The sequence below is a fragment of the Bariatricus sp. HCP28S3_F11 genome (assembly GCF_052065395.1).
Taxonomy (GTDB): domain Bacteria; phylum Bacillota; class Clostridia; order Lachnospirales; family Lachnospiraceae; genus Allocoprococcus.
This window is the reverse complement of sequence record NZ_JBQHUC010000043.1, coordinates 1-21,199: the sequence shown is the minus strand read 5'-3', so window position 1 is coordinate 21,199 and position 21,199 is coordinate 1. Positions and strand designations below refer to the sequence as shown.

General features: G+C 37.8%; 20 protein-coding genes and 1 pseudogene. 2 read left to right on the top strand and 19 right to left on the bottom strand.

Annotated features, from left to right (window positions below; translation table 11 throughout):
- The first annotated feature begins 105 nt into the window (after positions 1–105).
- Complete coding sequence (locus tag ACTNBR_RS14715; RefSeq protein ID WP_441018926.1) at positions 106–357, top strand: hypothetical protein; 252 nt, start codon at positions 106–108, stop codon at positions 355–357.
- On the top strand, positions 344–1,081 hold the full coding sequence (locus ACTNBR_RS14710) for an ATP-binding protein (protein ID WP_118141681.1): 738 nt from the start codon (positions 344–346) through the stop codon (positions 1,079–1,081). The genes ACTNBR_RS14715 and ACTNBR_RS14710 overlap by 14 nt, the downstream gene beginning before the upstream one ends.
- Before the next feature lie 663 nt (positions 1,082–1,744).
- Here ACTNBR_RS14710 and ACTNBR_RS14705 read toward each other — a convergent pair.
- From ACTNBR_RS14705 to ACTNBR_RS14615, 19 genes and pseudogenes are all read right to left on the bottom strand, one after another.
- A complete protein-coding gene (locus ACTNBR_RS14705) occupies positions 1,745–2,158 on the bottom strand; it encodes a GtrA family protein (protein WP_441018928.1) in 414 nt (137 codons plus the stop codon).
- Entirely contained in the window at positions 2,136–3,092 is a 957-nt protein-coding gene (locus ACTNBR_RS14700) for a glycosyltransferase family 2 protein (RefSeq protein ID WP_441018930.1), read from the bottom strand. Before ACTNBR_RS14700 ends, ACTNBR_RS14705 begins: the two co-directional genes overlap by 23 nt.
- A gap of 8 nt (positions 3,093–3,100) precedes the next feature.
- On the bottom strand, positions 3,101–4,078 hold the full coding sequence (locus tag ACTNBR_RS14695; protein ID WP_441018932.1) for a hypothetical protein: 978 nt from the start codon (positions 4,076–4,078) through the stop codon (positions 3,101–3,103).
- 179 nt (positions 4,079–4,257) lie between these two features.
- A complete protein-coding gene (gene tnpB / locus ACTNBR_RS14690; protein ID WP_441042721.1) occupies positions 4,258–4,608 on the bottom strand; it encodes an IS66 family insertion sequence element accessory protein TnpB in 351 nt (116 codons plus the stop codon).
- Positions 4,609–4,651: 43 nt separating this feature from the next.
- Positions 4,652–4,948: an IS66 family insertion sequence element accessory protein TnpA gene (gene tnpA, locus ACTNBR_RS14685; RefSeq protein ID WP_441018936.1), complete on the bottom strand. Its 297-nt coding sequence runs from the start codon at positions 4,946–4,948 to the stop codon at positions 4,652–4,654.
- 434 nt (positions 4,949–5,382) lie between these two features.
- Positions 5,383–5,722, bottom strand: a pseudogene (tnpB, locus tag ACTNBR_RS14680) (IS66 family insertion sequence element accessory protein TnpB).
- A gap of 8 nt (positions 5,723–5,730) precedes the next feature.
- The gene (locus ACTNBR_RS14675) at positions 5,731–5,931 is read right to left on the bottom strand and encodes a hypothetical protein (RefSeq protein ID WP_441018938.1); all 201 of its coding nucleotides are present in this window, start codon (positions 5,929–5,931) and stop codon (positions 5,731–5,733) included.
- A 268-nt stretch (positions 5,932–6,199) separates the two neighbouring features.
- On the bottom strand, positions 6,200–7,150 hold the full coding sequence (locus ACTNBR_RS14670; RefSeq protein ID WP_441018940.1) for a carbohydrate deacetylase: 951 nt from the start codon (positions 7,148–7,150) through the stop codon (positions 6,200–6,202).
- On the bottom strand, positions 7,143–8,696 hold the full coding sequence (locus ACTNBR_RS14665) for a glucosyltransferase domain-containing protein (RefSeq protein WP_441018942.1): 1,554 nt from the start codon (positions 8,694–8,696) through the stop codon (positions 7,143–7,145). Before ACTNBR_RS14665 ends, ACTNBR_RS14670 begins: the two co-directional genes overlap by 8 nt.
- Positions 8,697–8,738: 42 nt before the next feature.
- The gene (locus tag ACTNBR_RS14660; protein ID WP_441018944.1) at positions 8,739–10,196 is read right to left on the bottom strand and encodes a flippase; all 1,458 of its coding nucleotides are present in this window, start codon (positions 10,194–10,196) and stop codon (positions 8,739–8,741) included.
- The gene (locus ACTNBR_RS14655) at positions 10,196–11,062 is read right to left on the bottom strand and encodes a glycosyltransferase family 32 protein (protein WP_441018946.1); all 867 of its coding nucleotides are present in this window, start codon (positions 11,060–11,062) and stop codon (positions 10,196–10,198) included. The genes ACTNBR_RS14660 and ACTNBR_RS14655 overlap by 1 nt, the downstream gene beginning before the upstream one ends.
- A 33-nt stretch (positions 11,063–11,095) precedes the next feature.
- Positions 11,096–12,136, bottom strand: coding sequence for a glycosyltransferase family 2 protein (locus tag ACTNBR_RS14650; protein WP_441018948.1), 1,041 nt, complete (start codon positions 12,134–12,136; stop codon positions 11,096–11,098).
- Positions 12,133–13,032, bottom strand: coding sequence for a polysaccharide pyruvyl transferase family protein (locus ACTNBR_RS14645; protein ID WP_441018950.1), 900 nt, complete (start codon positions 13,030–13,032; stop codon positions 12,133–12,135). The genes ACTNBR_RS14650 and ACTNBR_RS14645 overlap by 4 nt, the downstream gene beginning before the upstream one ends.
- Before the next feature lie 70 nt (positions 13,033–13,102).
- Complete coding sequence (locus ACTNBR_RS14640) at positions 13,103–14,296, bottom strand: hypothetical protein (RefSeq protein WP_441018952.1); 1,194 nt, start codon at positions 14,294–14,296, stop codon at positions 13,103–13,105.
- Between the two features lie 23 nt (positions 14,297–14,319).
- A complete protein-coding gene (locus ACTNBR_RS14635; protein ID WP_441018954.1) occupies positions 14,320–15,453 on the bottom strand; it encodes a glycosyltransferase family 4 protein in 1,134 nt (377 codons plus the stop codon).
- A 36-nt stretch (positions 15,454–15,489) separates the two neighbouring features.
- Positions 15,490–16,716 (bottom strand): glycosyltransferase family 4 protein, encoded by a 1,227-nt coding sequence (locus tag ACTNBR_RS14630; RefSeq protein ID WP_441018956.1) that lies wholly within the window; start codon positions 16,714–16,716, stop codon positions 15,490–15,492.
- A gap of 10 nt (positions 16,717–16,726) precedes the next feature.
- Positions 16,727–17,911 carry a beta 1-4 rhamnosyltransferase Cps2T gene (cps2T, locus tag ACTNBR_RS14625; protein WP_441018958.1) on the bottom strand — a complete coding sequence of 395 codons (1,185 nt, stop codon included), beginning with the start codon at positions 17,909–17,911 and terminating at the stop codon, positions 16,727–16,729.
- Positions 17,912–17,917: 6 nt separating this feature from the next.
- Complete coding sequence (locus tag ACTNBR_RS14620; protein ID WP_441018960.1) at positions 17,918–19,168, bottom strand: nucleotide sugar dehydrogenase; 1,251 nt, start codon at positions 19,166–19,168, stop codon at positions 17,918–17,920.
- Positions 19,169–19,900: 732 nt separating this feature from the next.
- Complete coding sequence (locus ACTNBR_RS14615; RefSeq protein WP_441042722.1) at positions 19,901–20,932, bottom strand: glycosyltransferase; 1,032 nt, start codon at positions 20,930–20,932, stop codon at positions 19,901–19,903.
- Positions 20,933–21,199: the final 267 nt, after the last annotated feature.

The following is a 21,199-nucleotide window of genomic DNA, read 5'->3' as shown; positions in this document are numbered from 1 at the left end:
GAATATATTATCCTAGAGATTTCTGTATCAATCAAAGCCTAACGGCTGTTCAGCTTCGCATTTCGGCCGTTTTGCTCCGCAAAACCGGCCGTTGGGACGCGCCATATGCATTATGCTGAGAAGTACAGTCCAGAGACATTGGAAAGCTGCTGTAAAGATGCCGTTTTAGCAGGGAAATGTAACTATTCCTATATCTGTAATACTATCTCCACATACCACAAGGAGCTGCCGAAAGATAAAAGTAAGGAGTCTTCTTCACCGAGTATATCCGGCACATACAAAGATGACGACAGCAAGTATTCCCTTAAGAACCTGTTGAAACGTCAGGAAACGGAGGCTGGCAATGAAGAATCCTAATGAAGATATTTACGAAATGCTGGACACCCTTTCCCTTCCGGTGGCAGCCCAGCGCTTTATGGAACTCTCTAAAAGCCCGGAACTCTGCAACTATACAGCTATGCAGTTCATTCGTGAGGTTCTGGAACCACAATACACAGAAACGCTCAACAATCGATTTGAAACAAATCTGAGGCTCAGCAGCCTGATCAATAAAGGGGCTCAGGTCAAGAACCTCAAGACCGGGAACGGACGAATCTATAATGATGCTACGGTACAACAGATCCTGCAATTCCACTTCGCTGAGAATCGACAAAATGTCGGAATCTATGGCATAACTGGTGCAGGCAAGTCCTATTTTCTTTCAGCATGCTGTGTGGAAGCTTGTCGCAGGAATTATCGCTGTAAGTTCGTGGATTACTGTGATTTGCTGGATGAACTGATCATTCTGAACCGCCAGGAAGATCTCAATAAATATCGTAAACGGATCAAGTATTATGCCCGGATACAGTTGCTGTTTATCGATGACTTCTCGATCAGCAGATACACCGAGGAGGGAATCAAAATCCTGTACCACCTCCTGAAGCTTCGGGACGATCTTGGAACATCTACTCTTTTCAGTTGTCAGTACTCCCCGGATGAATGGGGTAATACACTGAGTTATGAACCGGAATGTTACGGTAAGCTTGATGGCATTCGTCGCAGACTTACTACTGGATTTACTGTGTTTATTGAGAAGGCATAATTCTTCAGTCAACAATTAACAACACTGATTGGCAGGGCGGAGAAAACTTGGCTCTGCCAGTCTTAAGACTGGCCGCTCAATATGGCCCTGTCTGGCCGGAGAACGCGGCCCTGATGGCCGCGGAAAGTGGCCGTATGCACAGCCCCTGTTTTTCTATGAATTTCAGAAACATTGTATCCACATTTACTCAAATCTCTGATATGATTGATTTGGGACATTTTGAGCATCTTCCTTTCCTCCTTTGAATAGATTGGTCTCTACCAAAGGATAATGGTATTGGTTAAGTGGTTCAAGATGTCCTGCTTTATTGTGGGAAATTCCCAATCCGATATTTGGGAATTTTACTTTCCGATTTGAGGTACTTTTATTTTACTATATACAGTTGATCTCATCATAAAGCTGCTTCTCTGTAAGCTGATGGGTAGCAGGCACATGCGCTTCAGCCGGGGATGTGATTTTCGTCACTTGCATATCTTCGTTCTCCCTTCCGAGGGAACTTGTCTATCCCTCTGCCATCCCATGCCTGCAAAGAGAAGATTTTTATAATGATTGGAGTGAGAATCTGGTTCAGGGCATTAAAAAAACGCCTGACCGCAGATATTGCAATCAGACGTTAATTTACAATTCGATCATTTACTCTTTGAGATTCATTAACCCTTTCTTCTACGTTTCTTCTTTTTTAAAAGCAAAGAATCTCTGTCCGAGATAATTAAGCCCTACAAACAGACACATGCCAACCAGCATGGCACCATTCTCTTGTATCGTAACACTCTGACCGGAAAGGATCCGAGCTACTAATGGCTTTGCAACACCATAAGCTATCAGGTAGCATACGGAGATGTTAATGATGAATTTAATAACAATTTTCCAGCTACGCTGCTTATTCTGGAACGTAAAATACTTATTGAGGAAGTAACTGACAATGCTGCCGATAATATAGTTCATTGCAGAGGAGACCCAGTAATTCAAATGGAAAGCATTGTAGCATAGGAACATCACACTGGTACCTACAATCGTATTTATGATACCTACCAGAATAAACTTCCAGAAAGTCCTATCCAATAATTTCTTTATCATCAGCTTTATCCTTTATGTCTCCACAGGTTCTTGAAATGATGTACTTGGGTCTTCCTTTGATCTCTTCATAAATCCGTGCAATATAAAACCCTATGATTCCAAGACTGATCATAATGATACTGCTCGAGAACAGCAGGATCAGGATTACGGTTGTGAAGCCGGGTTGTGCAATCCCCATGATCTTCTGAACCAGCGAAGTCACTCCGATTACGACGGAGATCACAAACACGATGATGCCCAGAATGGTGACAATCTGCATCGGTGCTGTAGAAAAAGAAGAAATGTTGTTAAGGGCGTATTTCACCAAAGACCAGGTCGACCACTTGGATTCACCAGCTTCACGATCCCGAACATCAAATGTTACAGTTGCTGTTTCAAATCCGATCCAGGAAGAGAGCGCTCTGAAGAAGGCATTTCTCTCGTGCATGTTGATAAGAACATCAACTGCCTTCCTATCGAGCAACTTGAAGTCAGAAGCATTCTCCATATCAAAACCGGTAGCTTTGCTTATTAAACCATAGAATGCCTTTGCCGCAAAAGAGTGTGTTGTACTCTCTGTTCCGCGGTTTGACTTCTGGCCTTCGATAACTTCATACCCCTGTTCCCAGAGCCTGTACATCTCCACAATCTTTTCCGGAGGATGCTGCAGATCACAATCAATCACTGCACAACAACCTCCGGAAGCCTCAGCAAGCCCGGCAATGATTGCAGATTCCTTTCCGAAGTTTCTGGAAAAATGCACGCCTTTCACTCGCATGTCTTCACCGGAAACTTCTTGAATCATCTGCCATGTTTTATCTTTAGAGCCATCATCTACGAAGATTAATTCAAATGGAATACATGCATCAGACAGTATTCTACTTACCGTCTGCGCAGCTTTTTTGATCATAAGCTCTTCGTTATATGATGGTAGAATAACGGATAATAAGCTCATTTCTGTTGTTAATCCTCCGCATACATAATATCTACATCATCTGGAATATTGTAGTAACTTCTAAAATACCTTTCATGAAATTCTGATAATGGGGGTGACGTCCAGCCATACTGTTCATCATCATATGGAAGAATAGTAATAGAAGATACTTCGTTGTGATTGTTTACATACTCAACCATTTTTTTGTTCTCTGTATGTATATCACGATTTTCGTTGTAGCCTATTACTTCATCTGCCAATCCCGTAACTACAACAAGTAACAATAATAGACTTGGGATTACCTTCACGGCTTTTTTTCTCATGATTAAAAAAATGCCAATCAATATGCCTGCAATTCCCAGGTATTGATTAATCGCCATACACAAGATACACAAGTAAATCCCTATGTTTTCCTCTGAATAATCATTGCAGAATATAGCTAGAATGCAGATGATATAGATGAGGATCCAGCTCATTGACGTTCTAAATCCCCATAATTGTGTTGCCAAAAGCATTATTTGAGATCCACCACCAACTATTGCCAACGAAAGTAAAAGAATCATATCATTCTTCTTGAATATCGTAATCAAGGTCGGCACAATTGTTATCAGACTTACTAAAACACTAATAATAACAAAAAGAAATGATGATTTAATCAAGCCATAGTCAAAACAGATTAGTAATATCGCCGCATTCAGTGCCGAAACAATGGATAGGAACTTCTTCTTTGATCTAAAAAACCGAATTGCACAAAAGGCTGCCAGAATAAATACAAAAGAGGCAGACACCTTTGAGTAGTAGTCATAATATATTAAATCAATTATTTTAATGAATAACGATGTTCCTTTTTCAGCGGCATCATCAACCCTGACAAAATTTCCTGGTGCAAAAAGAATAGAACTCAATGCCACAAGAGCTGCAATGAATACTACTAAATTTCGTTTGTTAACTTTTTTGTATTTGATACAATCATATCCCCAAATCAAAAACATCCATCCAATTGCCATCAACCCATACTGCTCCATTGTTAAGCAGGATAAAGTACACAGAATTCCATTAGTGATTACTTCTTTATTGCTTAAATGATTGTGTCGCAATTAATACAAGGCAGAAAACTGGCTTGAAAAATGACGTTTTTCAAGGAAAATCAACACTTTTTCGGGCATTCCGACCGTGGATAACTTCCCTAAAAACAGCTGTTTTCAGCTGAGATATCCACAGAATGAAGTGCCTTCTTCTGGTCGATCTCAATTCCCTGAAGGAGCCATTCAAACTGGGTCTGCGTGATTGCACGGACTTCTTTTTCACTTTTCGGCCAGCTGAATTTCTGCTGATCCATCAGTACCTTCGACACCAGCAGAAAACCATTTGCATCGTACCGCAGTGCCTTGATCGCAGTTCTTCGTCTGTTGCAGAAAAGAAAAAGGCTTGCTGATGTATAGGGATCAAGCTGGAACCTGCTCTGGATCAGTGCAGTCAGTCCGGAGATCTGCTTGCGGAAATCGGTAGGGCCACAGGCAAGGTAGATATGATCCACCCCGTCTGTGATCTTCCTCAGCATGAACGGCGCAGGGCCGTGATCAGATCGGTGATCTGACTGTCGCCAATGAACTGACGGCTACTTCCATGCCCTTGTAGTTAATCCGGAAAACACAGCTACTTTCCTCATGCATCCTGTCGTTCTCCTGATTGGAAAAGCAGATCTCAGCGAACTGTGGCTGATCGGGAACTTCCTGGTTGAATTTCCTTTTCCAGTAGAAGAACTGAGACTGCGGAATCTGATTCTCCAGGCACCAGGTATGAATGGAGAGACCACTGGATTTCTGTGCCTCAAGGCGTTCTCTCCAGAACTGGGATTTTGTCTGATTATCATTCATAATCGAAACCTCCTTTCGTTCGTATTCGAACTAAAAGAAGGATATCATAGATTCATGTAAGATGCCAGACGGCGTCTCATGGACCGCTTACTAAATAACATGCAGATATCTACTCAGGTAGGCCTTGGACAGGATTCTGTCAGCAAGTGGCGTGGACGTTTCCTCAAAAGTCTTCCTCTTTTTCAGGAGGTTGCTGAAAAAGACCCTTCCCATCTGGAAGAAGCTGTTTCTTCCTTCCTTAATGACTGCCCGCGTCCAGGACAGCCCTCACATTACACAGATGAGCAGATCATCAAAATACTCGAGAGTAAGTGCTTCAAAAGAAGGCGTAGTGCATAATAGAATATTTTCTGTTATATGTACTACGCCTTCTTTTGAAGCACTTACCGAATTTAAAGGCTTTTCCGCATGTTTTACTGTCATTATTCCCTGCTTTAAAAACAGGTATTTTCTGCACTGATCTTCACATGATGATGGGCTTTTTTCTGTTCGATCTCCAGTCCCTGCAAAAGCCATTCTACCTGTTGAAAAGATATTTCTTTTACTTCGGCAGGTGTCCGTGGCCATTGAAATTTCATGTTATCTAACAGCTTTTTGGTCATATCTCAGGACTTTTATGGAATCTCTTTTTTTATTACAGAAAATGAAAACGAGGTCACCCTGATACGGGTCAAGCCTGAACTGCATGCTTACCGATGCAACTAAGCCCGGGATCTGTTTACGGAAATCTGTGGCTCCACATGCAAGAAAGATCCGGCTGGCTCCTTCTGCCATACGCTTCATCATAATTTTTTCATCACCTGCAGAAGTTTTAAAAGGGTATCCGGCTGGAAACCATCAGGAATGTATAATTTCATTCCCTGAAAATAAATCATGAGGCGGTTATCATTTGCAGCAGCTCGGTTATTCTGATTACAGGATATGCCGGATGAAGAAAAAACCTCCGCAAATGTAGTTACTGTCTCCTGGTTGGATCTTCCCATAGAACATGTCCTCCTTTAAGATATATTGGTTTTGTCCAGTATATCAATTGCCGGAGGTAATTGCACTGCGGCTTCTTTTGAAGCGCTTACGGAAGTATTCTTCGGATGATGCTTTCTTTGAATTCTGCACTGTAGTTCATAGTTGTCGGCTCCTTTCTGTGGTATCTCTATACTACCACAAAAACTTCTTTCCTTCACTGACAACTATTCTAACACACAGGGAAGTCAACACAAAAAACACCGGATTTTCAAGGTATTTCCATTCTCTTCATATTTTGAGTGTTACTTTTTCCTGGGAGTTCAGAGTCATCTGACAGGCTGCAGAGTTTCTATCCTTTATTAGCTGACACCAGTCTTTTTCATGCAATGTTGCATATTCAATTTCCCTGCCATATGAATGATAAAATTTATGAAAAGATTTTTTGTATGGATCCATAAGTTTTTCTCCAGGTTTTACAAATCCCGGATGAAATAGGAACTCCAGATCACAGCCCCGTTTTACTGCCAGTCTATAAAAATGTGGAAAGATTTTCATCAATCGATCTGCATCCATTTTTCCCGAAAAAACAATACCGCAAAACAAAGCACTGGAAATGCCGGAATTTCTGAACTTTCTGCGATCAAACAACCATAAAAAATTCAGTATCAGATTTTTAATTATATTAACAGGCTTAAAGGTATGATACAGGGATGGCTCGATAATAAATGGCCAGATAGGTTCAGCCGGAATACGCAAATACCTGACAGGTATTTTATAGTCTTCAATAACCCGAAGAATCGTTTTAAAAACCAACGGTATCATATGCGTATGCTGATGGCTATCTATGGAAATCTGTTCATCTTCATGAAAACATTTTTTCAATGCAAAAATTTGAGCTCTGATTTCAAGATATAGTTGTTCTTCCATTACTTTACGCTTTGGCGATAATGACAGTAAAAGCAGATTTAAAAAAGAATTTTTCATATATCCATTCGCCCCTACAAGCAGATTAATTTTATCCGGATCAGTCAATCCTTCTCCCTCAACTAAATTAAGATGAATCACACAGGGAATATTCATTTGCTTTGCACTTTTTATAGCATATTCTACACACCCATTGGGCATAATACTAATACTGTTCAAACAACCATTCTCCCAACAGTCCTGAATTCGCTGACAGGTATCTATACTCATTCCATAATCATCAGCATGGACATAAATAAAGGGTAACTTACTCATCCTTTTCTCCTCCGAAATTTACTACCAGAATATCACCTATTATAGAAACAGAATTTTGCTCTGGCCATTCGTTCATCTGACTGAATTCCTCTTTTTTACATACAGCACGGATATCATCTTCGGTCGTGTCTTCAAAAGTAATACCGCAATAATCCTGCAACATCGCCTGCGTAACATTTTCCTGCATCATGGTGTCCTGCTTCCGAATAATATAATCATCCGTTATTCCTGTCATATCCGGAGGAAAATCAACGGAAATCGATTCACTTCCAGGAAGGCAACCGATGACTGCTAATTTATTACATTCCAGTGCCCCTGGCAACTGCTCTATTCGATCTGCCAGACGAATAATTACTCCATATGATTTCCCATAAGACATATACAGTTTCTGATAACTGATATTTGCAATTAATATAAAATTGAAAATTGTTAAAGCAGATAGCCCTAAAATTCCCCATTGTTTTATAATGAACATCCTGTCAGAAAGTTCTGACAACCGCTCATAAAAAAGAACAGGCAAAATATAGATCAGGCAAAGGCACATTACCATCAGATTATGATAATCCAATATCGGATTAACAAAATACAGTGCGTATGACGCAAACGGAATTGCAATCAGGCACATTCCTGTTAATAAAATCCGCCAAAACTGCCGGTAAGTTTTCTGCACCCAAAAAGAATATAAAAACAGAATAGACAGTCCTAAAAACAAAATTATATTTATAATTAAAAACAAATTTATTCCATTTGAAAAATCGAAAAAATACTTAAGAAATTTATAACCAGCCCGCAAAGCAGAATAGAAAAAATTCATTTCCTGAAGAGAAAAAGACTTATCAATATTCTGATACTCTGATAATTGCATTCCCGATATATACACTGTGATTTTCATTGACAGCCAATAGCCGATGCCTCCCAAAACTCCACAAACCGCAAATCTGTAGCTCATTGTCCAAAATTGTTTCATATTTATATGCTTAAACAACAATTCATCAACCAGATAAATCAGCATCAACATCATGGCAAAAGTAATGTAAGCCTGATAAATCCCCAATCCAAAAGCAATCAGCACTGCAGCAAGCAATAATCTCCTGTAAAATCGAACGCACACAATAACTGCCAGACACATACATAAAAGTGCAAGGAAATATCCGTCTGCCGTATAATTATATGCCAGCGTTGAAGTAACTGTAGGAAATGTTGCCATCAAACCTCCAATTAATACCAGAGATATTCTGCTTTTGATTTCAAATAATTCACTGACACATACAGCAGAGAGTCCAACATAAATTAATGATAAAAAGCCATTTATCCAGGGCAGGTCATAATATGTGCTAAAAGAACATGCAAAACCTAAAAAGCATCTGCCCAGATTTGTTTTATTTTGATCATTATAAAGGTTTAATAAAGAATCCCAATTAGGTATAAAATTTGTTATTTTAAACAGGTGAGCTGCTAATCCGAAAAATACAGCTGAAAAAAAACAAATTACCCATTCTTTTTTTATATATTTCTTCATGCAGTTAAACAATTGTTCCGGCTGCATGGCAATCACCCCTCTCCAAAAATTAAATCGTTGTCTGAATAATCAAAATTTAGATATATGTTTTTTTCGGATAAATTTTATCATTTTTTGAAATATATCCATAATCACCTGATTTCCCTGCAAATAACCGGAAAAAGTATACACTGCTACTCCGACTGCAATTGCAAGCCAAGGAGCTGATTGTCCCGGAATAATTCTTAAAACTATTTCCACGAAAACCATCATAATAATACAGCTATTTAATACAATCCTCATATAGCTCCATTTGATATGAATACCAGATATTTCCCTTAATTGAATAAATAATACTGCATTTAATACCAGTTCTGAAATTACAGATGCAATTGCTGCACCATTTTGATTCAGCCCCGGAATCAGTAATGCATTCAATACAACATTAACAATACATCCTATAACGTAAGCCAATGTCTGTTTTCTTTCATTACCACTGCTTATTGCCACCTGATAACATGCCAGATTACCGAACCCTTTTATCAAAATCAATAATGACAGTAATTGTACAGTTGAAACGGCAGGAATGAAAGAATTCCCAAAAAGAATCGGAATCATACTCGATGCAAGCATGACCATTCCTGCAAATGTGGGAAATATTATTGCTAATACTATCTTCATTCCAAAATTAAGTAAATCCGTATATTTTTTTCTGTCACCGCAGAAGATAAAACTTAACCTGGGTAAAAAAACATCTGTTATAGCACTGCACACACTTAAAATAATATTTACAATTTTAAATGCATTGGCATAATAACCAGTAATTGCATCCGTTTTCCAATAACCCAGCATCGTAATATCTACTTTACTGTAAATATTAGCCAAAAAAATGTTGCATGCTAATATGAACATTGGCTTCATATGTTTTTTCCAGTCCAGATTTATCCAGCGAAATCTAACAAGTTTTCGCAGATATACCATATTAAAAATTCTGTTGGCACTTCCGACAAAAGAAGTGATTAATGCATACTGAACATAATCATTTCGACCTCTAACTATCAGAAACATAAGAAGCATTGAAGCTATTTTTGTAAATAAACTGCGTACAGTTATATATGCGTACTCTTCCATTCCCTGATAGAACCACTCCACATTAATAAAGTTCAAAAGAATCGGAAAGCCACAAACCACAAACAGCATTTTATCTTCAGTAAAAGAATCCATGCAAAAAACTGTCACATAATATATTAAGGCAAGAATAGCTGTAGAAACTGCATTGATTAAAAACAATTCACTAAAACATTTGTTTCTTTCCACTGGATTATTTTTTACCTTTGCAATCTCTTTTACACCATAACTGACCAATCCAAGCGGAGCTATCGCCACAAAATAAGAAGCAATATTCTGTGCATACGCAACTTTACCGACGCCTTCCGCCATAAGAATATGAGATACATAAATTGCCGTAACAAATGGAAATATAACATTGAGCAACTGATAGAATACATTGAAAACAGAATTATAAATAAGTGACTTTTGCTTCGCCATTACAGTTTCCTCTCATCACTTTCAGCATATTGCCAACTTCTGCACTCTTCCTTCAGGTTTTGATTCGCACGATTTCTTCTTCTTTGAATTTTTTTCCAGAAAAAGTACACAATCAAACTTATTTTTACTCTCCTGTTTTCCATCTGATATTCACAGATGTTTTTGTAAATAATCGTTCTGATTCTCCCATGCTGTTTCCGATATTCATTAACCTTTTTCTTAAGTTCAATTTCCTCTTCAGTAATCCATGATGCATTATAGTGATGAATAGACACAGTATTATCTGTAATGTTTAGCTGCTTCGTTTCATAATCCAAAGGGCAGAAATATTCTGCCGGATAAATAACAGCACCATTAATATACTGAATCCTGTCACTTGCTTCAAAACCCATCCGGCGGAATGGTAAAGTATTCCTGTGGGGACAAGGCAGCATATCAACTAACTCTTTTCCCAGCTTAAAATGAATATCTTTATATTGATCAAGCATTAATTTTATATTAATATTTCCTGCCTCCGCTCCAAAACCTAGACCAGTTCCAATCATTCTGGTAGTTTCTGTTGCCAGAAAACAGGAACAGTTAATTACAGAATCAAGATTTTGAACTAATTCCACATCTATATCCAAATAAATCCCTCCATATCGATAAACAATATCCAACCTGGCATAGTCACTGATGAAAGCCCATTTTTTTTCTTCATAAGCTTCACGTGCATATACAGATTGCAAACAATCATAATTGGTTTCATTCCACTCAATAATCTGATACTCAGGACAATATTTTTTCCAGGATGCAATACACTGCTCTCCCAATTCAGGCAATTTATTCCCACCAAACCAGCAATAATGAATCACTTTTGGAATCATTGCAAACCTCCCTACTAAATAACTCAAAGCATATTATTTACGTTTATTCTGCAAATACAATAAAAAGCAACAACAATGTAACCATTTTCTCCTAATGGCAATCAAAAAAATCCTCCATGTTAATGGAATTCTGTCATTTTTAATCTGATCTAATACATCCCTGCATGTCGCATCATCAATAACATTTTTTATCAGATACATTTTTTCTTTGTATTCAATATTGCCAGCCATAATCTGCTTCATGGCTCCCAGAGTATTTGCAAAATAAGTATACGAAACTCTTTTTTTGATTTTCTTTCCATAATTCAATACTTCACACGCTTCTAAGGACTTCAGATAATAGTGACGTATTTTTTCATATCGATTTTTTTGAAAAACATGTGTTAATGATCCCTGATTCTCACAATAAAAATAACAGGCCGCTTTCAGTACTGCTATTTTTTCCACATATCGATAAAGATACAGAAGCGAATAGTAATCCTCAGAAATGATTTCCCGTTCTGAAACAAAACGCCATTTGTTTTTTTGAATAATTGTCATGGAATACAAAGAAGCCCACGCACTCATGCACAAATTTGTACGTTCTTTATTATTCGGATCATTTTGAATCAGCTCAGGTAAAAAAGTTGTCTGAATTTCTATTCCTTTATATTCAGATTTTGGCATATTGGGAATAAAAGACCCGCATATTTTTCCTTTTTCAGATACTTTATAGTAGCCAAAACAAACTATATCTGCTTCTGACTTACAAGCAAGACGATAACTTTTTTCAATAGTTTGCAAATCAATATAATCATCACTGTCAAAAAAACAAATATACTCCCCGTTTGCATTTTCAATCCCAGTATTACGTGCCATTCCCAAACCAGCATTCAATTTATGGATTACTTTGATTCTCTCATCCTTTTCAGCCCATTCATCACATAAATCAGAACTGTCATCAGTAGATCCATCATCAATCAGAATAACCTCAATATTCGAATAAGTCTGTTTCACAATACTATTCATACAACGATTAAGATATTTTCCCGTATTATAAACCGGAACAACAATGGAAACCAATCCCTGTTTCACTGTATTTTTCCCCTTTCCATTTCGAAACTATTTGTCCACAAGTCTACTGGAAATGCTTTCAGAAGATTTTTTTTCATATTTTCGAAATTCGGCAACATAACTGGTTTAACCTGCAATGCTTCTTCAACTGTTTCAGCAATCGGAAATGAAAAACGCATTGTACTATAATAATAGTCAAAATATTTGAACAGATCATTTTCCGGTTTCAGCATTACCGCTCTGACACCATAAACCTCCGCAAAAATTATTCCATGAAGGCTCGAAGAAATCACAAGTTCAGACGATTTTATTTCCACTATAAATTTTTTATAATTATTCGTAGCAATATCAATGATATGAATGCTATTATCCGGCAGACAAACTTTTTCATTTACATGTGTAATCACACTCACCGAATACTTTTTTCTGACCTTTGGATTATATATATATGGCATCAGAATAGCTGGATCACCATAAACTTCAGGAACATCAAAGCCGCGATCTATTAAAACTGCTCTGGTCAACGGTCCTCTTACTGCACGAATATCCAGTTTTCGATTCGATAATCTATTCAGAATTCTGGTATTTAATAAACCGCTTCCCCAGATTGTGCAATCCTGAGCTCCCGCTGTAATTATGGACCCTATCGCATACAGATGGGCTGTGCCATTAATTTCCTGATTGATATCAAGACCATTAATCTCTAATACATATCTGACAATTACCGGAGAAATATTATCACCCAGATTTTTAAAATCATGGCAATAATTCAGATTCACAGTATTTTTCACAGCTTTCCTGCCTGTGAATAAAATATATTTATTATTCAGTTTAAATTTAATCAGCAGTTTCACAATAAAATCCTGACCCTTTTCTCCTAAAAGCTTATGGATAATATTTTTTACTATTATCAGCATTATTTTTCTCCTATTCCAATGTAAAATTCAGTCTGCAGGATTACAACCTTTTCTGCTCTTTTTCACCGAATTACATCGGACTGCTTTTTCCAGCTATAGCTAAAACAGGCAACAGCAAATACACTGTACACCCCCAGGAACTGGCTGTGCCAAACCCGAAACCTGCAATACACCACGAAAAAAATAAAAACAGACAACTGCATCTGCAATTATTATCACTAACTCTTAATATAATTTTTTTCAGCACAGTAAACAGAAAAGAAAAATATAACACAGAACCAAAATATCCAAACTGACCAATAATCTGTGGATAATAACTATCCATTAAAAATGGATGATATTCTTCCGACATCCCCCATCGTTTATTAAATCCATATTCATAATACAATTTTGAATACTCGGAAATAGCTGTCATTGAACCATATGATGCAAAACCAGAACCCAAAGGAAAACAGTTACGGGCAGTAACAAAAGCGTAATAAAGCAATAAAAATCGCGGTGCAGTATCATTTAGAAGATATTCAATAATTTCATTTTTTCCAATCCATAAACACAGAGGTATCATAAGAAAAATATAGTACCAGTTAAATTTTTTCTTCTTCTCTACAAAAAAATAAATCCATACAGCCAAAACAAGTGCCAGAGTCCCAAGTCCAGACCCGGACCTGATAATTATTAAAGTGCTTAGCAGAAAATAAAACAAACGGCTATTTTTTTTATCACTGCATACTACTGCAAGAAACAGGATTGTCCACCAACTGACTACACCGGTAAATTCCCCTAAAAACAGAAAAGTTCCACTATCAGTAGCCATTCTCAGCGGAATCTTCAACGTGATTACTGAAGATACTGCTGTAATCACCAACAATGCTTTTGAAATCGACATTGTAAATTTGTAAATTGCATTTGCTCTGGATTCCGTTAATGTTAACTGGATATACAACAATATCACATACGGTTTTATAAACAAAAATAAATCTCTCAGGACAACTTTTATATCAGTCTGGACATTCCAAAAAATATTACCAAAAACTCCAATTACCAGAATGCTGAACAATAATAAATAATATCTTCTGATACAAATCCTGCCTGTAGTAAAAATCATTACCATTACTAATAAAATACAGACTACTGCAACACCTTCATCTGCATATCTCAAACTTTTCGGACAAATTCTCTCAAATAAATCAGAGAATATCATCAGAAAAATTCCAAGACATACATAAAAAGGATAACTTGAAATATAGATTGATTTTTTTATCAATTCCACCACTCCTTGAATATGAATCAAGTCAATATTTCCTGATAAATTTTTTTTCTCTGCTCAATGGAAGCCGTAATATCAAACTTCTCTGCTGTTTTTATACAGTCATTCTTCATAGCTTCTCGTTTTGAAGAATCAGACAGTAATAAAATTGCTTCTGCAAAAGCATCTGCATCATTTTTTTTACATAGATACCCTGTTTTATCATTCAGAATGTAGTCTCTGATTCCCTGAACATCTGTTCCGATTACAGGAATTCCTGCTGCCAGAGACTGAACTCCCGCAAAACCCAATCCTTCTCTCAAAGATGGAATTGCTCCGATATCTGAGCATACGGTAATCTCCGGAATATCCATGCGAAATCCCAGTAAATAAAGAGTTACTTTCTTTTCTTCAGCCAGTTTTTTAAGATATTGACATGTTCCCCCATTAATTCCACTCCCACATATTACATAGACATATTTCCCTTTATTCTGAATCCTGCTTAAAGCCTCAATAATAATCTGATGATTTTTTCTTTCTGACAATTCTCCAACACTGAGAATCATAATTTCATCATCTTTTACGCCAATACTCCGTCGATATTCAGCCCTGTTTATATCAACATGCCTATATACATCTGTATTAACTCCTGCACCGGGTATATAATACACTTTATTGCAGTGCAGTTTTTTTGCATTAGCAAAGTCTTCGCGATTGATTGTGATAATTGCATCACAGAATAATGATCCAAGAGATTCGACCGTGCGATACAGGAACCATGATTTTTTTGATGAATATGATGTAAATGCAAATCCATGTGTTGTATATATAACTTTCATCCCGCGTTTTCGATATTTTACAGTTGCAAGACGCGTGACAATTCCAGCAATCGGTGTATGGCAGTGTACCAAATCTATTTTTTCCAGCTTCAAAATTTTACTGATTTGTTTATAAGCGCTATAGTTCTGTTTGGTAAAAGGATTTTTCGTATCAAAATCAATATGGAAAAATCTTACATTCCTTTTCTCCAATTCATTTCTGGTGTCTTCCCATTCATGATTACTGGCATTGGCAGCAAAATACACTTCGTATCCATATTCATGAAGAATATCCATATCACTGAGTAAAAAGTTTCCAAAACCTGCAAGGTTAGCAACAATCAATGCTTTTTTCATACTGTTTCTCCTGCTGCATAATTATTTCTCTATCAGTTACAGATCTGCAATTCCGGCTCTTCTGTATGCTTCCTTCAATAACCGGTAATGCTTCTCATTAGTATAATTTTTTTCAAATAGATTCAGAGAATTATCTTTGAACACACCGTACTGTTCATTATCCAACTTTTCAAGTTTTAAAATGGCATCTTTCAGTGAATCAATATTCCTGGACTTGAAAAGATAACCATTATTATCAATCAGTTCCGGAATACCTCCAATGTCAGCACCAATAATCGGACGTCCCAGTTGTAATGCTTCAATCGCAGAATACGGACCGTTTTCATACCATTCTGATGGCAGGATAATCGCTTTCGCATTTCCAACAATATTGCTTAAGTCTTTTCCTGTTTTAAAACCAAGAAACATAATATTACTGATCTTCTTATCTGCTACATATTGTCGGACGTCTTCTTCCAATGGACCCGTACCAGCAATTTTCAATTGTACATTCAAATTTTCAACAGCCTTAATTAATGTCATTATTCCTTTTTCTTTAGAAAGACGTCCATAATACAAATAATAATTTTCTCTGTCTTCTGAAAACTCGATTTCATGCTTATTAAAATCTATAAAATTAGGGATATGTATCACTCTATTGCAATTAATACCAAATTTTTCAAAAATTTTCTTATAAAACAAACTCGGTGTAATAATTACATTAATTGCATCGTAAGAATGTCTCCACCGATGCACATACCCTTCTACTACATTTACACAACTTTTCAAATAGCTATCTTTTACACATTTATTCAATACACAATAAAAATATTTTCCTCCCCTGCATTGTTCACATAACTTACCATGATGCATCATTTTATAATTCGGGCATAGCATTTTCAAATCATGAGCTGTATAAATTGTCGGAATATGATACTTTTTAATCACATCTAAAATAGATGGAGATATTTGATGCTGAAAAATATGCAAATGAATACAATCCGGTTTTACCTCATTAACAAGCTGTTCAAATTTTCTCTTTGCTTCATATGAATAAATAATATCAGCTGCAGCTTTTATTCTGGAAAATATCCCTTCCTTATTATTGTAATCCACATTTTTGACAAAATAATCACTATACGGTGAAACAAAATTTTTATCATCCTGCATAGAAAAATCAACCACTGTATGACCTTTCGATTCAAGAAGACGTTTCAATGCGAAATAATATGTCTCACTTCCACCTTTTATATAATAGAATTTATTGACCATCAATATTATCATTGTCTATCCCTCATGATTTTCCCAGGAAAACATCTTCATACAATTGCGCAATATGTTCCCAGCTGTACGCTTCCTTAATTCGTCGTTTGGCTTTCCTGCCCAATTGCCTGATCTCTTCTTCCGACATCTTATCTGCCTTATTAATGATTCCTGCCAGATCTCCATCCTGTTTACTCCAGTAAACAGCAGCATCTTCACATACTTCTTTGTTAAACGAAACCGCTATCGGTAAATTCAAATCCGTACTGCTTAATGCTTCGAGAAGGCTTGGATTTGTTCCGCCAACCTCATGCCCGTGAAAATAGCCATATGCATTTTCACGGATTTTCATGAGTAGCTCCTGGTCATAAACAGTACCGACAAACTTTATTCTCTTGTCCTTCCGAAACCCCAACTTTTGTTCCAGTTCTGCTAAAAACCCGTCATTCACATTTGTGATAATTGCAAAATCCTTATCCGTCTTGCTCTTCATAAATTCACGGATCATGGTCTCGTAATTGTTCTCAGGAACGAAACGCCCTACCACGAGATAGAACTCACTGTCTCTAAGACCCTTCTCTTTCAACCATACTTCATATCTATCCTCAGCACCGACGCTCTTTCTGGTCTCAGCGCCATATGCAATAAAAGTGGTATTCTTTACTCCATAACTCTCTCTTATATATTTTTCTATATTTATAGAATCGCAGATAATTAAGTCACTGTGCTTAACCATGAGCTCTTCGGACTTCTTCCAGTATGCTCTTACTAGTTTACTCCACTTAGCCCTTTTCCATTCGTGACCATCTGGGTTCAAAAATACTCTCCCCCCGAGCCTGTGTATCTTCTTTACATAGTGATTGAAGAAAGGCCCAATTCTACAAGCCATAACATAAACAATGGGGTGCTCTATCCCTTCTTCTTTTATAATTTCCACACATCGTCCCAGTGCTTTGCAGTCATAATAAATAGCCTGAGCAGATCCGAGACACTCCGGAATCTTTATCTGAAAACAATCAGCATTGTGGTATGTATATCTATCGCAATTCCATACAGCTCCGTCAGGCACAGATGCACCCTGACCATTAGCCTTCACTGCAACATGATATTTGATGTCTGGGTTAGACTGGTGATATTCAGTTAACTTGTTTATAAATGTCTCATATCCGCCGTAAGCACCCAGTGATTTGGCACCTACTAAAAACACATGCTGCATCTTCCCTCAATCCCTCTTAAAAATATCTCTTGTATAAACCTTATCTTTCACATCATCCAAGCAGCTATCATACCGATTAGCAATGATAGCGTTGCTCATGCTCTTGAACTTTTCCAAGTTGTTGACTACAACACTGCCAAAGAAGGTCTCACCGTCTTTCAGCGTCGGCTCATAGATGACCACAGTAGCGCCCTTCGCCTTGATCCGCTTCATGACACCCTGGATGCTACTCTGGCGGAAATTATCGCTATTGCTCTTCATGGTCAGTCGGTACACACCAACCGTCGCAGCCTTCTCTTTGCTCTTGCTGTACTGGTTATCTTCCTCGTATCCGTAATATCCAGCCATTTTCAGCACACGATCAGCAATGGAATCTTTTCTGGTTCTATTGCTCTCTACTATCGCTTCAATGAGGTTCTCCGGCACATCTGCGTAATTTGCCAACAGTTGCTTTGTATCCTTCGGCAGACAATAACCACCATAACCAAAGGATGGATTGTTGTAGTGAGTACCGATGCGCGGATCGAGGCAGACTCCGTTGATAATCTGCTGGGTATTCAGTCCCTTCATCTCGGCATAGGTATCAAGTTCGTTGAAATAGGAAACACGCAGGGCCAAATATGTATTGGCGAACAGTTTTACTGCCTCTGCCTCGGTGAATCCCATGAACAGTGTGTCGATGTTCTCTTTGATTGCGCCCTCTTGCAGAAGTGCAGCGAACTCATGCGCCGCCTCAACCAGGCGCTCATCTTCCATATCCGTACCGACGATGATGCGGCTGGAATACAAGTTATCGTACAACGCCTTTGACTCACGCAGGAATTCAAGGCTGAAGATGATGTTCTTACTGCCAGTCTTCTCCCGAATGCTCTTGGTATATCCGACCGGAATTGTGGACTTGATGACCATAATCGCATTTGGGTTATACTCCATAACCAGTTTGATCACAGTCTCGACAGCAGATGTGTCAAAGAAGTTCTTCTGACTGTCGTAGTTGGTAGGAGCCGCAATAACAACAAAGTCCGCATTGCTGTAAGCGAGTTTAGCGTCCAGCGTTGCAGTCAGATCCAACTCCTTTTCAGTCAGATATTTTTCGATATATTCATCCTGAATCGGTGACTTCCGGCTGTTGATCAGTTCCACTTTTTCCGGCACTATATCTACCGCATAAACCTTATGATGCTGTGAGAGCAGTGTGGCAATACTCAAGCCAACATAGCCGGTACCAGCAACTGCAATCGTGTAATTCTTCATCATTCTTCTCCTTGTCTGTCCTAGCGTGATCGAGAATATCGATCAAACCGGGAATGTTTTATCTATGTTTAATCGCTGTGGTTATCATCTTCCCGATATGTTAACCAGAATGATTCTCACAGCGCGGAATCTGCTAACTTCCTTAGGTCTCGATGTGTTTATCACTTGAAGGACAGGTCTATCCGAAATTATGGGGTTTTTCTACCCCATTCACCCAGTGTCCTATACACTTTCTACCCCATTCAACCAGTGTCCTTTACCCTTATCTTTTCTTCCCTTTTAAACTTCCTATTTAAACCTCTATCTTCTTCTCCACCCTCATGAGTGGTTGATTGGTTTTGATGGTTAGTTTGGTTGAGTGGTTTGTGTAGTTTTTATAGTTGTTTTGTTTTCTTGTGTAGGTTTTATGGTTGATTGGTGTTGTTGTGTTTTGGTTTTATTGGTAGTGTGGGTTTGGTGTGGGTTTGTTTTCTTCTTTATTTCTTCTCTCCCTATCTACCCCATTCACCCAGTGTACCTTCAACTTTCTTTTACCCCTCACTTAAAATCACTTACCAAGCCCAATCTTTCGGTGCTGGTATTAGTGAAAGTGATGAGAAATAGTACATTTAAGGTAGGGTGGAAAGAACTATAATATAACCGCTAAACCATGACGAGCATACAAATATACAGTGTATATCTTTTTTAGTGCTTTTTAGTGGGTCTATACCCTGCACTCTTGTGGGGACATCAAATCTACCAGACAAGTCTTCGCCAATGGAATGTAAGCATTCCAACCACCCTCGCTACCATAATCGGAATTTGCAAAACAATTTCTTCTATTGTTATTAAAATCAGTTTCGGTATCCATCTCAAAAGGCTCCTCATATTTTTCTCTGTATCTATGTATGCTGCAAATATTGTCAATCCAATTTGAGCCAAAGCATATCCTGCAAACACCAACGAACAAAACGGAAACATATTCTTGTCTATCAACAAAACCGTGTAAATTACCCAAAAGATAGGCCCAAGTAACTCAATCACGAACTGGTAGCACATTGTTACGAGCCCCAATAGCCCATAATGTGGATTAGCAATCATGTTATGGTGCTTGATAAGACAATCCATCAATCCCCTTTGCCACCTGTCTCTTTGGTGTAATAATCTTTTAATGCTATGTGGCACTCCGGTATAACAGACAGCAGTTGGATCATAAACAATCTGTTTCTTCGATTGCTGATAGTCTTTCTCTTGCAATCGAAGAACCAACTCCATATCTTCCCCAACAGTATCGATATCATACCCATTAATTCCCAGCAGAGTGCTTTTGCGAAAGACCCCAAATGCCCCTGAAATCAAACACTGTGCGTTTAACCTGGCAAATATGCTCCTGGAAATCTGAAATGTCTTCATATATTCGCAAGACTGAATCGCTTCCAGCTGACATGAGTCTTCTCTTTTAACAAGTAAGCGTCCACCGACAGCAACCACTTCATCATTTCGGAAATGCTTTACCGCCTTAGAAAGAGCATCTTCCTGTAAGACACAATCAGCATCAAGTATACAAACCAAATCATTTCTTGCATGGTAAAGCCCTTCATTCAAAGCATTTCCCTTTCCCTTTTTTCGGATATAAAACTCTCGCAACAAATAATCCGAATCTTGATAAAAAACATCTTTTTCAGCCACATCTGTGCCCTGTGGAAGATCTTTGATATCATTTCTTAGAATCAAAATCTCACAATTCGTACATTCCTGTCGTATAACGGATTCTATTGTTTCGTTTATGATTCTTAATCCGGTTAAAGGAATCAGGATACTTACTGAAAATCAGATTTATTTATCATCCTCATCTCCTCTGCTATAGTTTATCGACATTCCGGTCGAGTTCTGTATGAGCTTGGATTTCTGTCAACAAAATCCATGTGAAAACTCAACTGAGAATTTACTATGAAACAAAACCTTCAGAATAGCCAAAAAAGCGCAAACTACCCCTATCTAGTGCAAAAAGGTTGATTTTGAACTTAACCGACAGGCTTATGCGGCAACTACTGG

Bases quoted from the DNA above. Each gene is read 5' to 3' on its own strand.
- ACTNBR_RS14630 (WP_441018956.1), bottom strand. From the start codon at position 16,716: ATGATAATATTGATGGTCAATAAATTCTATTATATAAAAGGTGGAAGT.
- ACTNBR_RS14670 (WP_441018940.1), bottom strand. From the start codon at position 7,150: ATGAGTAAGTTACCCTTTATTTATGTCCATGCTGATGATTATGGAATG.
- ACTNBR_RS14665 (WP_441018942.1), bottom strand. From the start codon at position 8,696: ATGCAGCCGGAACAATTGTTTAACTGCATGAAGAAATATATAAAAAAA.
- ACTNBR_RS14715 (WP_441018926.1), top strand. From the start codon at position 106: ATGCATTATGCTGAGAAGTACAGTCCAGAGACATTGGAAAGCTGCTGT.
- ACTNBR_RS14655 (WP_441018946.1), bottom strand. From the start codon at position 11,062: ATGATTCCAAAAGTGATTCATTATTGCTGGTTTGGTGGGAATAAATTG.
- cps2T (WP_441018958.1), bottom strand. From the start codon at position 17,911: ATGCAGCATGTGTTTTTAGTAGGTGCCAAATCACTGGGTGCTTACGGC.
- ACTNBR_RS14660 (WP_441018944.1), bottom strand. From the start codon at position 10,196: ATGGCGAAGCAAAAGTCACTTATTTATAATTCTGTTTTCAATGTATTC.
- ACTNBR_RS14675 (WP_441018938.1), bottom strand. From the start codon at position 5,931: ATGGGAAGATCCAACCAGGAGACAGTAACTACATTTGCGGAGGTTTTT.
- ACTNBR_RS14705 (WP_441018928.1), bottom strand. From the start codon at position 2,158: ATGATAAAGAAATTATTGGATAGGACTTTCTGGAAGTTTATTCTGGTA.
- ACTNBR_RS14695 (WP_441018932.1), bottom strand. From the start codon at position 4,078: ATGGCAATTGGATGGATGTTTTTGATTTGGGGATATGATTGTATCAAA.
- ACTNBR_RS14620 (WP_441018960.1), bottom strand. From the start codon at position 19,168: ATGATGAAGAATTACACGATTGCAGTTGCTGGTACCGGCTATGTTGGC.
- ACTNBR_RS14700 (WP_441018930.1), bottom strand. From the start codon at position 3,092: ATGAGCTTATTATCCGTTATTCTACCATCATATAACGAAGAGCTTATG.
- tnpA (WP_441018936.1), bottom strand. From the start codon at position 4,948: ATGAATGATAATCAGACAAAATCCCAGTTCTGGAGAGAACGCCTTGAG.
- ACTNBR_RS14635 (WP_441018954.1), bottom strand. From the start codon at position 15,453: ATGAAAAAAGCATTGATTGTTGCTAACCTTGCAGGTTTTGGAAACTTT.
- ACTNBR_RS14645 (WP_441018950.1), bottom strand. From the start codon at position 13,032: ATGCTGATAATAGTAAAAAATATTATCCATAAGCTTTTAGGAGAAAAG.
- ACTNBR_RS14710 (WP_118141681.1), top strand. From the start codon at position 344: ATGAAGAATCCTAATGAAGATATTTACGAAATGCTGGACACCCTTTCC.